At 36.2% G+C, this 13,878-nt stretch carries 10 protein-coding genes; 3 read left to right on the top strand and 7 right to left on the bottom strand.

Annotated elements, in window-relative coordinates:
- Window positions 1-97: 97 nt before the first annotated feature.
- Together Q9Q97_RS08975 and Q9Q97_RS08970 are read right to left on the bottom strand one after the other, a co-directional pair.
- Window positions 98-2,284, bottom strand: coding sequence for an alpha-rhamnosidase (locus tag Q9Q97_RS08975; RefSeq protein ID WP_306156254.1), 2,187 nt, complete (start codon window positions 2,282-2,284; stop codon window positions 98-100).
- A 399-nt stretch (window positions 2,285-2,683) separates the two neighbouring features.
- Entirely contained in the window at window positions 2,684-3,499 is an 816-nt protein-coding gene (locus Q9Q97_RS08970) for a helix-turn-helix domain-containing protein (protein WP_306156253.1), read from the bottom strand.
- 100 nt (window positions 3,500-3,599) lie between these two features.
- Between Q9Q97_RS08970 and Q9Q97_RS08965 the strand changes: the two genes are divergently transcribed.
- The 3 genes from Q9Q97_RS08965 (at window position 3,600) to Q9Q97_RS23265 (ending at window position 6,958) form a co-directional block, all read left to right on the top strand.
- Window positions 3,600-4,808 (top strand): MFS transporter, encoded by a 1,209-nt coding sequence (locus Q9Q97_RS08965; protein WP_306156252.1) that lies wholly within the window; start codon window positions 3,600-3,602, stop codon window positions 4,806-4,808.
- Between the two features lie 433 nt (window positions 4,809-5,241).
- Window positions 5,242-6,612 (top strand): phosphatidylserine decarboxylase family protein, encoded by a 1,371-nt coding sequence (locus Q9Q97_RS08960; protein WP_306156251.1) that lies wholly within the window; start codon window positions 5,242-5,244, stop codon window positions 6,610-6,612.
- Between the two features lie 157 nt (window positions 6,613-6,769).
- A complete protein-coding gene (locus Q9Q97_RS23265) occupies window positions 6,770-6,958 on the top strand; it encodes a helix-turn-helix domain-containing protein (protein ID WP_371878211.1) in 189 nt (62 codons plus the stop codon).
- Here Q9Q97_RS23265 and Q9Q97_RS08955 read toward each other — a convergent pair.
- The 5 genes from Q9Q97_RS08955 to Q9Q97_RS08935 form a co-directional block, all read right to left on the bottom strand.
- Entirely contained in the window at window positions 6,950-7,510 is a 561-nt protein-coding gene (locus Q9Q97_RS08955) for a helix-turn-helix transcriptional regulator (RefSeq protein WP_306156250.1), read from the bottom strand. The genes Q9Q97_RS23265 and Q9Q97_RS08955 overlap by 9 nt on opposite strands.
- Window positions 7,510-7,851, bottom strand: coding sequence for a type II toxin-antitoxin system HigB family toxin (locus Q9Q97_RS08950; RefSeq protein WP_306156249.1), 342 nt, complete (start codon window positions 7,849-7,851; stop codon window positions 7,510-7,512). Before Q9Q97_RS08950 ends, Q9Q97_RS08955 begins: the two co-directional genes overlap by 1 nt.
- Before the next feature lie 243 nt (window positions 7,852-8,094).
- Window positions 8,095-9,675, bottom strand: coding sequence for a sodium:solute symporter (locus Q9Q97_RS08945; RefSeq protein WP_306156248.1), 1,581 nt, complete (start codon window positions 9,673-9,675; stop codon window positions 8,095-8,097).
- The gene (locus tag Q9Q97_RS08940) at window positions 9,672-10,736 is read right to left on the bottom strand and encodes a Gfo/Idh/MocA family protein (protein WP_306156247.1); all 1,065 of its coding nucleotides are present in this window, start codon (window positions 10,734-10,736) and stop codon (window positions 9,672-9,674) included. Before Q9Q97_RS08940 ends, Q9Q97_RS08945 begins: the two co-directional genes overlap by 4 nt.
- A 196-nt stretch (window positions 10,737-10,932) precedes the next feature.
- Window positions 10,933-13,446, bottom strand: coding sequence for an L-rhamnose mutarotase (locus Q9Q97_RS08935; protein ID WP_306156246.1), 2,514 nt, complete (start codon window positions 13,444-13,446; stop codon window positions 10,933-10,935).
- Between the last annotated feature and the right edge of the window lie 432 nt (window positions 13,447-13,878).

Below are 13,878 nucleotides of genomic sequence, written 5' to 3'. Positions count from 1 at the left end.
GCAAAATCACTTTGTGTAATTATTACTGAGGTTGCTTCGTTCCTCGCAATGACAAACTGGACGTTAAAACTAAGGACTAATAACTAGGGACTAAGGACTACAGTGCTTTATAACTCACCTTATACTCTACATTCGGCTTAACAATCAACTGATATTTATTCTTTTCTAATTCCGTAATCGTTCCAGAGTTTGTTTTGGGCTTGCTGGCACTTTTAAAAATTAATTTTCCTTCACCTTCGCCTGCTTTTACTTTGATCTCTTTGGTACTGCAATACACGGCAACTTCTCCGTTTGGTGTTGGGACTTTTCCTTCCATCCATTGTAAACCTCCCAAATTTGGTTTGATTTCATATTCTGAATAACCTGGAGCGGTTGGTTTTACACCTAAATAATATTTTCCTAATAAGTAAATCGGACTTGCTCCCCAAGCGTGGCAAAGGCTTTTTCCGTACGGACGACCATACATCGTTAAATGCTCCGCCCCTTTTTTCTTTGGATTGTATTCTTCCCAGAAAGATGTCGCGCCCTCATTCAACATTCCACCCCAATACTCTTTCATTTCTTTTAAAACATAATCCTGTTCGTCCATAGCGCACAAAGCTTCCAACTCGTAAAAACGCATATATGGGGTTGTGATTTGAAGAACATCTTTATTCAGTAAGACTTTATTTTTTACACTTTGCTTTTGTTCTTCAGTAAAATAATTGAAGAAAATACCAAACATATTAGCGTATCGGGTTACGATATTCTGCATTTTTCCGTCAATGCGCTGGTGTTTCATGACGTTTTCTTTTTTATCCCAAAACACATCAAATAATTTTGCTTTCAAATCAGCTGATAGTTTTTCATACTGTTTTTGATCTTCATTCTCATTTGCAATTTTAGCGCTGACCGCCATTGCTTCTAAACTTCTTGCCAAAAGCATTTGCTCAAAACTAACTTCACCAGTTTTTGGCAATCCGTCTGCCCAATCAATGAAAACCCAGTCGCCTTCTAATGGTTCGAGGAAACCGTTTTTATTTCTTCTTTCTAAACAGAAATCCATCAGCGATTTCATTCTTGGATAAAAAGTTTTAATGAATTTCGTATCGCCTGTATGCAAGTAGTAATCGTAAACACCTACAAACCAATACAAAGAATAATCCATTATAATATTTACGTGAGCCGTTACAGGGTCTTTGCCTCGAAGAGCGACCATCGTTCTCTCTACAGAAGGCGAATCAAAAAACAAATAGTAATTCATCAAATAACTTTGATACGCATCGCCAGACCAAACCCAGCGGTCACGTTTGATTCCGTCTATAAAAAATTCGCGTGACGTTAAATGCATCGTGTACGCCGACACATCCCAAATTTTATTTAATTGTTCGTCTGAAGATTTGAATGCACCGCGATAATCTAATGGAAGATATTCGTAAAGCATCGAAATCGAATCGTATTTTACGCCTGCATCAGCCTGCACTTGAACATAGCGGAATGCTTTTGAACCATCGTGCGTATAAGTTGCAGCTTGTTTTCCATCAAAATATAAATGGTCTAAAGTTTCGCATTTGGCAGTATCTAAGGCTTCTTCGCGAGATTCACCATAATAAAGCGCTACTTTTCCTTTGCCTTTTAAACCGTGAATTTTGATGTAACCGAAAGTTTCTTTTCCGAAATCTACCAAATCTCCATTTCCATTTTTCTCTGTTTTTTTTGCGAATAAAGGTTTGGTTGTCAATTTAAACTCCGAAGGTTTAGTTTTTGGAGAATCAAAGTTCCAAGAACCAACAGGAACCCAAGGCGTACCCGATTGCTGTGCTTTACCAGCTTCGTCAATCCAAAGTTTATCTTCGTTGGTTACTTTCCATGAAGCATCAGATTTAACATAGTTACCTTCAATATAGATTGCAGGCAATACTTCCTGATTGTAAACTTTAAATGAAATTTTATGTTTTCCAGCAGGAACTGTAATTGATTTCGGCTGTCCGTAAATCTGAACGCCATCTAAAAGTAATTGAAAAGGTCCTTCTGAGTAAATTTTTACTTCATCTGGTTTTGGAATATCTACCTCTGTCTGAAAAGTTACTAAGGCATAAGGGCTATAATATTGCCAAAGCGGTGGAAAAACCGCTTCACGTTCTGTACGTCTTACCTGCATTTTATTGCTCAACCAAACTTCAAAATCTCCTGGATACCAGATCCATGTCGCTTTTTTTTGTTTTTCCTGCGCCAATACTAGCGAGCAAGAAAAAAGAACAGCAAAAAGAAATATAATCTTAAAAATGGAAGGGCGGTTTAGCATAGTAAGTTTATTTTGGGACTAAAGATAAGTGTTATTATCACATTTCACAACCTGCACTATCCTGCTATTTCATAAAAAACAGTAATCTTTGATAATTTTTTAAGGGAAAAATTACGAGTTATCACTTTTTTAGTATTAAAAAAAATGATGTTACGATTTTTATGGGACGCAGATGAAACGGATTTTTAAATTTTTAAACACATAGAATCATAGACTTATCTGTGTGTAAAAAGGCGTTTCACTTGTTTAAACACACATAGCTATGTGTTAATGACTAAGTCATTTTCAACATTCTCTATTTAGTCAAGTAAATAAAAATCTATGTTTCTATGTGTTTAAATAAAAAATCCGCGTCAATCAGCGTCTTCGTGGTAGCGAATCCGTTTTATCCGCGTTCAATTATGCAGAAATTTTATCCTCATTTTCATCTTCCAAAATATAATTAGAAGGTGTTTTTCCTAAATGTTTTTTGAACATAAAAATAAAGGCACTTGGAGTTTCATAACCTAAATTGAGTGCAATTTCTTTAATGGATTGTTTTTCGCCTAATCTTTTAATGGCTTCAAGCAACTTCAAACGAGTGCGCCAATCGCTGAAATTCATTCCCAATTCCTTAATAAATAAGCGTGATAAAGTTCTCGTGCTCATAAAAGAAAGTTCAGCATAATAATCTATGGTTTGCTTGCTCGCAACATCATTCATTAAAAGCTCGACTACTTTTTGAAGTCTTTCGTCATTTGTTGTGGGCAAGAAAGTTGCACTTGGTACAATTAAAGCCAATTCATCTAGAAAAACATCTATTACTCTTCTTTGAGAAGCTTCTAGATCTCCTTCTGTTCCAAATGTGATGATTTTAAAAACTAATTGTTTTAAAAACATCGGAATATCAAAAGAGAAACTATTGATTGGCAACCCTTTAGTAACCGATGGATCTATAAAAACGCTGTAATAATTAACATCTTTCTGAAAAGTAACCTGATGCTCTACTCCACCCGGAATCCATAAACCTTGCAACGGATTCACCACCCAAATATTATTGCCTACGACAACATTCATCACACCGCGAGTTGCGTATATCAACTGCCCGCGCGGATGAGCATGCGAAATACAAGTTTCATAATTCACTGTTTCTGTGTATCCTAAAACAGGAATTGACGGATCTATCTGGAATCCGTAATCTTGTGCTACCCTAAATGTCCGAATCTGATTATTCATTGTCCAAATATAGCAATTTTGACATTGTTATTTATTTCAATTTTGTAAAAAATTAGTGCCACTATTATTTTCCAAACAAATATTAATCTAAAAATAACTCATGGAAACCGTTAAAGTACAACCAGAAGTCATTAAAAAAACCACGTATTCAATCTTATTTATAATCAGCTTTTCGCATTTAATTAATGATCTTTTACAAGCTGTAGTTCCATCCATTTATCCGCTTATTAAAGATAATTTTGGTTTGAGTTTTACTCAAATCGGAATCATCACACTTACGTATCAAATGGTTGCTTCCATCCTTCAGCCGTTTGTGGGAATGTATACCGATAAAAATTCTAAACCGTATTCGCTAATTATCGGAATGTGTTTTACAATGGTCGGATTATTTCTGGTTTCAATTTCAACAAGTTTTGTATTTCTTTTATTATCAGTAAGTTTAATCGGAATCGGATCTTCTATTTTTCATCCTGAATCTTCTCGTGTGGCGCATTTGGCATCAGGTGGAAAAAAAGGATTGGCACAGTCTATTTTTCAATTGGGAGGAAATGCTGGAAGCGCGATCGGACCGTTATTAGCTGCATTTATCATTATTCCGCACGGACAATCGTATGTGGCTTGGTTTTGTATAATTGCTTTGGTCGGAATTTTTGCTTTGTATAAAATTGCGATTTGGTACACTGAACACCTTTCTGAAAGAATGGCTAACAAATCAGCACATAAAATTGAAACGCATCATTTGTCTAAAAACCGTGTCATTGCTTCTTTAGCTATTTTATTGGTTCTAATTTTCTCTAAATATTTCTACATGAGCAGTATTACGAGTTATTACACTTTCTTTTTGATTGATAAATTCCATATCTCTATTCAGCAGTCGCAAGTGTATTTATTCTTGTTTTCTGGTGCCGTAGCAGCTGGAACTTTAATCGGAGGACCAATTGGTGACCGTTTCGGAAGAAAATACGTAATCTGGGTTTCTATTTTGGGTGTTGCGCCGTTTACGTTAATGTTGCCTTACGTTTCTCTATTCTGGGTTGGAACTCTGTCTGTAATCATTGGATTGATTCTTTCTTCTGCTTTCTCTGCGATTCTGGTTTACGCAACCGAATTGATGCCTGGTAAAGTTGGTTTAGTAGCGGGACTTTTCTTCGGATTTGCTTTCGGAATGGGAGGATTAGGTTCTGCTATTCTAGGAAAAATCGCCGATGCAACGAGTATTGAGTATGTATTTAAAATCTGTGCGTTTCTGCCGTTGATTGGTGTAATTACTGGATTCTTGCCTAATATTGAAGGTCGCAAAAAGGCTTAATTTTTTTATGTTGCCACGAAGGCACTAAGACGCAAAGTTTTTTTAAAAGTTGAATTATATCCAGCTTTTGGTGGATGATAAAGATAATTGCAAAGCTAAGGCTTTAGTCAAATGTAAATAGTTTGGCTAAAGCCTTTTTCTATTCTTGCTTTATACCTTCAGGTAAAACTGGTGGCAATTCATAAAATCTTTGTGCCTTGGTGCCTTTGTGGCAAACTTTAAATTCTTTTTGTGAGACATTAATTCGTAACATAAAATTCTTACATTTTATTTCAATTCTCTAAATTTTTTACGATATTAGCAAGAGAATTCATAAAAAAAAATTCACTATCGATATCCGCCTATGAACATCCTAATATAAGCCCAAGTAACTAGTTAGTTTTTTGAATTATTTTTCTAAAACACCTAATCTATTAATTTAACCAAAAAATTTATGGAAAAAACTACATTCACTAAAGCAAAACAATTATTAGGAAACTGGCTGCCACAGGATCCGCAAATTATCGAAAATTGGACATTAAAATTAAAGGAATTTACCAAAAAAAATCCAACGCCACTTATTCCTGAAATTGTCGAATTTCAAAATATGGTATATTCGGACCCCGTTTTGTATGCGAATGTGCAGGGAATGTTTGCCGAAGCACATTTTTTAAAACAAAGTACTCCCTTACCTTGGGAACCGGAGCCTGTGACTTTTGAAGATTTTCTTGTTTTACTAAACGGAATCATGCAAACCGCTCCCGAAGCCTACCAAACCGGTGCTCCTGGAAATCAATCGCCTGCGGGTATGATTGGTTTTCCTATTAATGCGCTTCTAGCCTGGCCAATGGCAACCAATTTTGGATATGATGTTTTTTCAAATGCATTGGTTAATCAGCAGTTGAAGAAAATATTAAACTACTGGTCTAAATTTTTGGTTTCGGAAGATTCCAGATATGTTTTAATCGAAAATGATCCTTCAGAAAACGTAATTGCATGGTTAAGCGAATTGGCACAATCTGAAATGATGGAAGTTGCTAAAGGAGCTTTGGGCTTAGAACCGAATCCTATTCCTGCCAGCGCTACATTTTCTGATGTTTTTCAGTCCAATCCTTCCGATCCGTATTATGGATTCAAAAGCTGGGATGATTTTTTCACCAGATTGTTTTGTGCAAATGTACGCCCTGTTACTGCTCCTAATGATGATTCGATTATTGTAAATGCCTGTGAGTCGGCACCTTTGCAAGTGGCTAAAAATGTAGCTTTATCAGATCAGTTTTGGTTAAAAGGACAACCGTATTCGTTAGAAAACATGCTGAATTTTGATGAATTAACACCACAATTTGCTGGTGGAACAGTTTATCAGGCTTTTTTGAGCGCCTTGAGCTATCACCGCTGGCACAGTCCTGTAAACGGTAGAATCGTAAAAACGGCTATTGTAAATGGTACTTATTATTTAGAAAATCTATATCAGGGTTTTTACAATCCACAAGGACCAGATTCTAGCGCACCCAACAATTCTCAAGCGTTTTTAACAGCAGTTGCCACCAGAGCCCTTATTTTTATTGAGGCCGATAATCCTGCTATTGGACTTATGTGTGTAATGCCTGTGGGAATGGCGGAGGTTTCTAGTTGCGAAATAACTGTAAAAGCTGGCGATATTGTAAAAAAAGGTGACCAACTGGGAATGTTTCATTTTGGAGGTTCAACACATTGTTTATTTTTTAGACCAGGTGTTAATTTAGAATTCAGCAATTATGAAAACCCAGGTTTGGAGGCTCCTAATAATATTCGTGTAAACACACAAATTTTTAAAGTGGTCTAAATTATTCTCAGGGAATAATTCTCTACATAAATAAAAACACATAACGTTCTGTCGAATGTTATGTGTTTTCTATTTTAGAATATAGCCTATTTCAATCGTGGGTACGCAATGCAAATCCTCAACGATATGTACCCACGATTGAAACCGTGCGCTATGTATACTAAAAACGGTAGCAACTGTTTCGCGTTGGTGTACTAATGAAGTTCAGCCTTCTGTTGAAACACTTTATGAAATTTCTAAATATTTAAAGGTTTATGTTGGGGTTGTTGGTTTCTACGAAATAAAAAAAACGCTTTCATATTGGAAAACGTTTTCTATAATTCAAAATTTTATAAGTTTAAGATAAAACTAAATCATGGCTTGTTAATTTTACTTTTGGTTTTCCCAATTTTATTACAGCCTCTTGTACTTTAGTCTGGTCTTCTTTTGAAAGAAATACAGGTATTAAAACTGCTATTTCAATTTTCAACAATCTATTTATAATAATTAAATCTCTCAAAGTAAATGGTTTAATTCCATTCATAAGTTCAGACATATAAGTCTTACTTTTATGACCTAAAATTAAAGCCAGATTTTCCTGTGTTAATTCAAGTTCTTTAAGTTTCTTTCTTATTATTTGTTTCCTGTTTTCAAGAAATAATCTTTCTAATTCTGCTATACGTTCAGATTTATCGCTTTCTAAAATCTTTTGATCATCAATTTTATCGACATCACTCCATTCAGCATTTTCATACTTCTCAATTATCTCACGAAGCTTCGATCTCACGTTTTTAAAGTAGACGTTGTCTTTTGCTAAAAGCCTTAGTTTCCGATCAGAAATAAGAGCTCTTTCATAATCCAATTCGTTTGTAATTATACCTTTTTCTATTAATTTTTCTATATCAAAATGCGTTTTCATTATTCTATATAGCTATTTTTTCGTAACCATTTTTCAATAGTCGTTTTGTTATTTTTAAATGTCGATTCGTATTCCTGATGCGTTCCTGCCCAAACAATTGTAGCTTCTCCATCATCATCAAACTCAATCAATATAAGTGTTCTGTGAATATTAATATTAAAGAAATAAAAACCTTCATTGTGCACACAGTCTGCATCATTTCTAATTTCGCTAAGATTATCTTTTTCAGGATTAAACTTTTCTAAATCAGCAATTAACTTGTCGATTTCGTCGCATAACTTTTTATTGCCTATGTTTTTCTTTTTAATTTTTAAAATTGTCTTTTTCCCAATAATCCTCATAATTCCAGCTTAGCAAAGATAATTAAAAGTTCTTATATAAACCGAACTTTAAATTTGTAGTTCATTTTCAAATTCATTCGAAGATTCTATTTTTTAAATAAAAAGACAATCTTCTGTAAAAACAAACTTACAAATTATTTTTAAAAATTAACACGTATTTACTTTCTTAATTTTTTCAAACAAACATAAAAAAAACGCTTTCGTCTATAGAAAGCGTTTGTAAAATATAAAAAATGAATCTCTTTAATTCCCATTAAAAACCAAATACAAAACCAAAATCGTCAGTCCTAATAACCCGAATAACAACTTCACTTTTTTACTTGTTTTTGGAATATCTGTTTCATCAGAAAAATTGGTTTCGGGATTTTTATCTAATAACGAAATAGCGATTGCCGTTACGGTTAAAACAGCAAAAATGTAAAACGAAATCAATAAAAAGTGAGGCCAAACCGGATATTTATCGGCAGGGAAAATCCACAGGTATAAAACGCCCACAAACAAACTAAACGCCGAACCCCAAGATAAGGTAAAGTTTACAGCTTTTTTGGTGGTGCGTTTCCAGAAAACACTCAATAAAAACACCACAGACAACGATGGCGCCAAAAAGCCCAAAACCGCCTGAAAAATATTGAATAAATTCTGCCCTTTTATATTATCAATCGCAACCGCCATTAAAATCGCAAACAAACATCCAGCTGCAATAGTAATTCGTCCAATTTTAATCTGGTCTTGTATGGTCGCCGTTGGATTGATTTTCTTTACATAAATATCATTCGTAAAAACGGCGCTCAAAGCATTTAGCGAAGAACCAATTGTTCCCACCAAAACGGCAATCATAACGCAGATTACCAAACCGTTCATTCCACTTGGGAAAAGATTCGTAACCATGGTCATATAAGCCAAATCGGAGTTTTTTCCTAATTCGGGATATAAAACATAACACAAAATTCCAGGCAGAATAAACAACGGAAGCGCCATTACTTTCAGCCATCCGATGAAATTTACACCCAATTGTCCCTGCTCTAAGTTTTTAGCTCCCAAAACACTCTGAACCATCGACTGATCCGTACAGAAAAATGCAACAGCAGCTACAGGATATCCAAGCAAAATGGCTGGCCATGGATAACTCGCATCATCCGCCGGACGGACTAAATTCCAAAAATTAGAAGGTGTTTTGGAAAGTAAAACGTCGATTCCGCCTACTTTCTGCAATCCTAAATACGAAAGCGTAAGCGAAACGACAATCAGTAATATCATTTGAAAAACGTTGACTTTCGCAATCGCTTTTAAGCCGCCTGCGAAAGTGAAAATTCCAGAGAAAATCACTAAAACGGTAACGCTCTGCCACATCGGAATTCCCAAAATCTGACGCACTAATACGCCTCCGCTGAACAATCCCAAAGAAAGCCAGCTCACCAAAATTTTCACCAAAGCGTACCAAGCCAGAATGTTCTGCGTGCTGTCGCCGTAGCGTTTTCCCATATATTCCGGCATCGTGCTGACTTTACTCGCAATATAACGCGGTGCAAAAACCATCGCCAAAAGCAGTAAAAACACAAAAGCATACCATTCGAAATTTCCTGCCACGATTCCCGTTGCGTAACCGATACTCGCAAAAGCCAGCAATGACGAAGGTCCAACGTTGGTTCCCCACATATTAAACCCGATATTGTACCAGTTTAAAGAATTTCCTGCCAGAAAAAGAGTTTCGTTTTTCTTGCTTTGCTTCACGCTTACTATGTATCCAATGACCAATAAAGTCACCAGATAAACCGCTACTATAATAAAATCGAGCGTGGTTAATTTATCGTAGATACTGTTCATAGTCCGTATTCATTAAGAATATCGGCAATTTTAACCGGCATTCCAGTTTGCAACGATTTATCCATTGCCTGCAGTAAAGCCACAGTTCCAATTCCTTCTTCCATATCTGGATACGCCGTAAAACCTTGCTCGATACTGTCTACGAAATATTCTAAATAATTCTGATATTCTCCTCCGTGGTGGCTCTGCCCTTCAAAACGGAAATAATATTTTAAGGTGCTGTCGCCCCACGTAATTACTTTTTCTTCACCTGTTTTATCGGTAACCGCATAACGCAATTCGTGATAATCGGCCTGGCTTGCGCCTTCTGTAGCTCTCAAAATCGTACTCATTCCGCTGTCGCGTTGTGCAGGCTGCGTTGGTGAAGTATAAACACCGCTTACACGTGCAATTCTGCCGTCGGTTGCTTTGAAAATAAAGTGCATCGTATCTTCATTTTTCAATCCAGCTGACTGTCCGTTACTGCTGATCATTCCGTAACCCATTACTTCCTGAATGTTCGGCAGGTACCATCTGATGAAATCTACAGGATGGCTCAAACCTCCGTACAACCATTTAAACGACTGCAATAAAGACCATTCTTTCTTTAAAAACCATCTGTGATCGGCATGATATTGGGCTTCAATCGTAATTAAATCACCAATTAAGCCCGCTTCGTAATCCGCTCTTTGTCTTTTAGCTGGTTCGAAAAAACGGGAACTCTGTCCGATGAAAACTTTCTTTCCTGTTGATTTACTTAGTTCTAACAACTCTTTAGCATCCGAAAGATCATCGATAAAGGGTTTGGTACAAACAACATGTTTTCCGCTCAACAAAGCTTGTTTTACATGTGTTGCATGAAGATGGTCTGGTGTATAAATCGCAATAATATCAATTGATTCATCATTTAGTAAATCATCGTAATTGGTAGTGTACGAATGGAAATCGAATTCTTTTGCTCTTTGTTTGCACAATTCTTCGTTTCGGTCGCATACTTTTACAAGTTCTAGTTTCGAACTTTCGATAGCGGCTGACATTGTGCTTCGTCCTTCTCCAAGTCCCAGAATGGCTATTTTTAACATGGGTGGTTATTTATTTTAGATTGTTGATGTTAGATTTTAGATTTTTTTTTCGCCATGACCCGAGCGATAGCGAACAGGCGAAGCAATTCACGAATTATTTTTTAAAATCTTTGCGGTCATTTTTTCGAATTAATTCGAATAATATTTAGGTAAAGTATTTCAAAAGAAAATTCGTGAATTCGTGGCTAATAATATTTTATTTCGTCTCTACTTTGTTTAAGAAAATCCAAGTTTCGTCTGGTTTTGCGCCTTCAATTCCAGTTTGGTATTTTTTCATTAAGGCATTCCAATCATCTACACGCGGATTATTTTGTGTTGTTTTCGGATTTAGCTTATCCAGATTTTCTCCTTTCGGAATACTGATTACCAAGATTAGTTGACGATCTTTTTTGAAAACCTGCAACTGCTGAAAATCGGCGTTACAGAAACCTTTGGCAACTTCTGGCCATTTTTCGAATTGCGTTTTGTGATACTCTACATATTCTTTCTGCAGTTTTTCATCAGCAGGTAAATTCGCCGTTAAAACCACATTTTCCCAATCAGATGCTGGTTTAGAATCTTTACATCTTTCGAAGTTTTGGAAATCGTAAACCAGATCTTCATATATTTTTATTTCTAAAGAAGGAAAAGCTCCCGCCAGTTTTCGTTTCGTTCTTTCGGGCTGATTCATTTTTCCGTAAATCACCAAATGATTTTTCCATTGGTAAAATTCCTGACCTACAATTCTAAATCCAACCAAAGTCGATTTGATTTTTTCGATGTCGAAATCATTTCCGATTAATTCAATTGCATACGGTTTTGGCATTTCTTGCAATCCCCATTTTTCGTCGATTACGATTTCTTTTTCTAAAGCTGCCGCGTAAGGCTCGCGAATTCCCGCTGCGTCTTTAATTTTAGAACTTACGTAAGGATCGTTATGCTCCCAAATATTTCCTTTTGGACCGTTATGGTTTTTAAGGATTTTCTTTTCGGCAATCCAGTTGTTTTTTATCGTAAAACCTTCCGAACCTTCATCGGTATACAAATACAGCCATAAAAACGGGTCGTGTGCATACGGGCTGTTGTAAACCTTGTCAATATAATTTTCTTCGATTCGGCTGTTTGGCTGCGCCGAAAGCGTGTAGATTCCCGCTACATCATGCAAATGTTTGGCATAATGATGAATTTTATTCGCCAAAATTTTATTGTTCTGCATCACGTTTGGAGTATGCGTCCAGCCCCAACCCATCGAAATTCCCGAATACGAAACGTCTGAAATCTCATTATGTTCAATGGTAAGGTTTCGCACAAAACCTGCTGCAATTCCTAAAGTTCCCCAATCTTCATTGGTTACGTTGGTAATTAAATTATCTGCAATTACTTCATCCGAACACATTTCTCTTTCATCTTTTATGATTAAAGGCAAATGCGCTTCAAAGGGTTCTTCAGAGAAAATACCGACATTAATAGCGCTTCCGCCAATGTCTTTGAATAAATTTCCTTTAACCGTATTGTGATTCGTTCCTTTATTTAAATCCAAACCAGTCGAAGCCAAATGCTCGAAACGACACGACTCAAACTGAATATTATTCGAATAATTGACTTCAACCGCAGCACGAGGTCTTCCAACCCAAGCCTGATTTTCTAAATTCGCTTGATTTGGCGTTCCCGGCTGTTTCAATTTATAAGCATCTAAAAGATACAATCCGCATTGCAAAGGCACGTGTCCTTGTTGTGAAGGACGAAGCCAGTTGCTGTATTGAAACGAAATTCCCTTAAATCTAAAATGGCTTACAGGAGAATCAATCGTTCCTTTTACTTCAACCAGATTTTCTAAAACAGGAGCCGTAACTTTAACCGAATTAATATCTTCACCCGCTCTCGGAATATAATAAATTTTAGCATTTTTCTTGTCTAAAAACCATTCTCCCGGTTCGTTTAAAAGCGAAAAAGCATTGTTTAAGAAATAAGCCGAATTTCCGTTGTTTTTAGAGATCCACGGTGCTGGCCACGGATGCTCGCTCTGAATACGGCTTTCTGGTTCTTCAAACGACAATTTTGCACTGTCTTTTTTCACTTCGATATTTTTGATACGCAAGTTGGCATTCGACCACCATTGTACAATAAACATTTCCATTCCTGGCTCAAACTTCACCGATTTATCTTTAAACGGAATCCAACAAGTTTGTTCTTCGTGATTCCACGATAGAATGCGTTCCATTGTAGTTCCAGCAGTATTTTTGGCTCTTACGGCTTTTTTGCCATTTACCCATAATTGTCTGTAATCAATTAGAGTTCCTGCCTTTTTAGGAGCGTCGGCCACCCAGACAGCGCCTTTTTTAAGTCCGTTGATAACGGCTGTTGATTTTGTCCAGTTTTTGATTTCAACTCCTCCGCTAATAATTGGTTTTGCGTTTGCATCGGCTACAATTGTCGTTGGACTATCGGCAGTTCCAGAATCTTCTGGTCTTACAAATAAAGGTTCGTTTAAATAATACGTTCCGTCCATTACTACAATTCTGATTCCGTCTTTTACAGATGGATCTTTTAAACGGCGGAGTTCTCTGGCTTTTCGCATCGCCATGTGAACCGTAGCCAGTGGACTTTCTTTTGTTCCTGAGTTTTTGTCATTCCCTTTCGGGGAAACCCATATTTCGGCCGCATTTATAGAAAACGAAACGCAGAGTATTAAAAAGAAGCTCAGGATTTTAGTAAATGAATTCAAACGCATTATTTAATATTTTGATTTTTTTCTTGGTAAAAAATTATTGGGCAATTAAAATTAAGTATATAAATTTTACAAATAAATGTATTTTTAACACTTTTACCAAATAATTCGTCCAATTTACTTGAACATAAAGTTATATGTATCCTGTACCCTCCTGTTTTGGTTGTTTTTGAACCATATAAGTCATGTAAGTTTATTTTAAAGCTCTGTAGTTGATTAATCTCGCAAAGTCGCTAAGGCGCAAAGGTTATTCTCATTTTTTGTCATTTCGAGGAACGAGAAATCTCCGCTTGAAACTCTACAAAGATTGGAGATTCAGCTTGTCGAGCTACTTGCGAAGATTTCTCCTTCGTCGAATTGTAAAGGTTAGATAATTCGGTAACAAAATTTAACTTTAATAAATTTTGTTACGATGAGACATAATAGCAGAGATTC

This window comes from Flavobacterium sp. DG2-3 (assembly GCF_030730925.1).
In the GTDB taxonomy this organism is placed as follows: domain Bacteria; phylum Bacteroidota; class Bacteroidia; order Flavobacteriales; family Flavobacteriaceae; genus Flavobacterium.
Note: the sequence above shows the minus strand (reverse complement) of the source record. Positions and strands in the feature narration are given on the sequence as shown.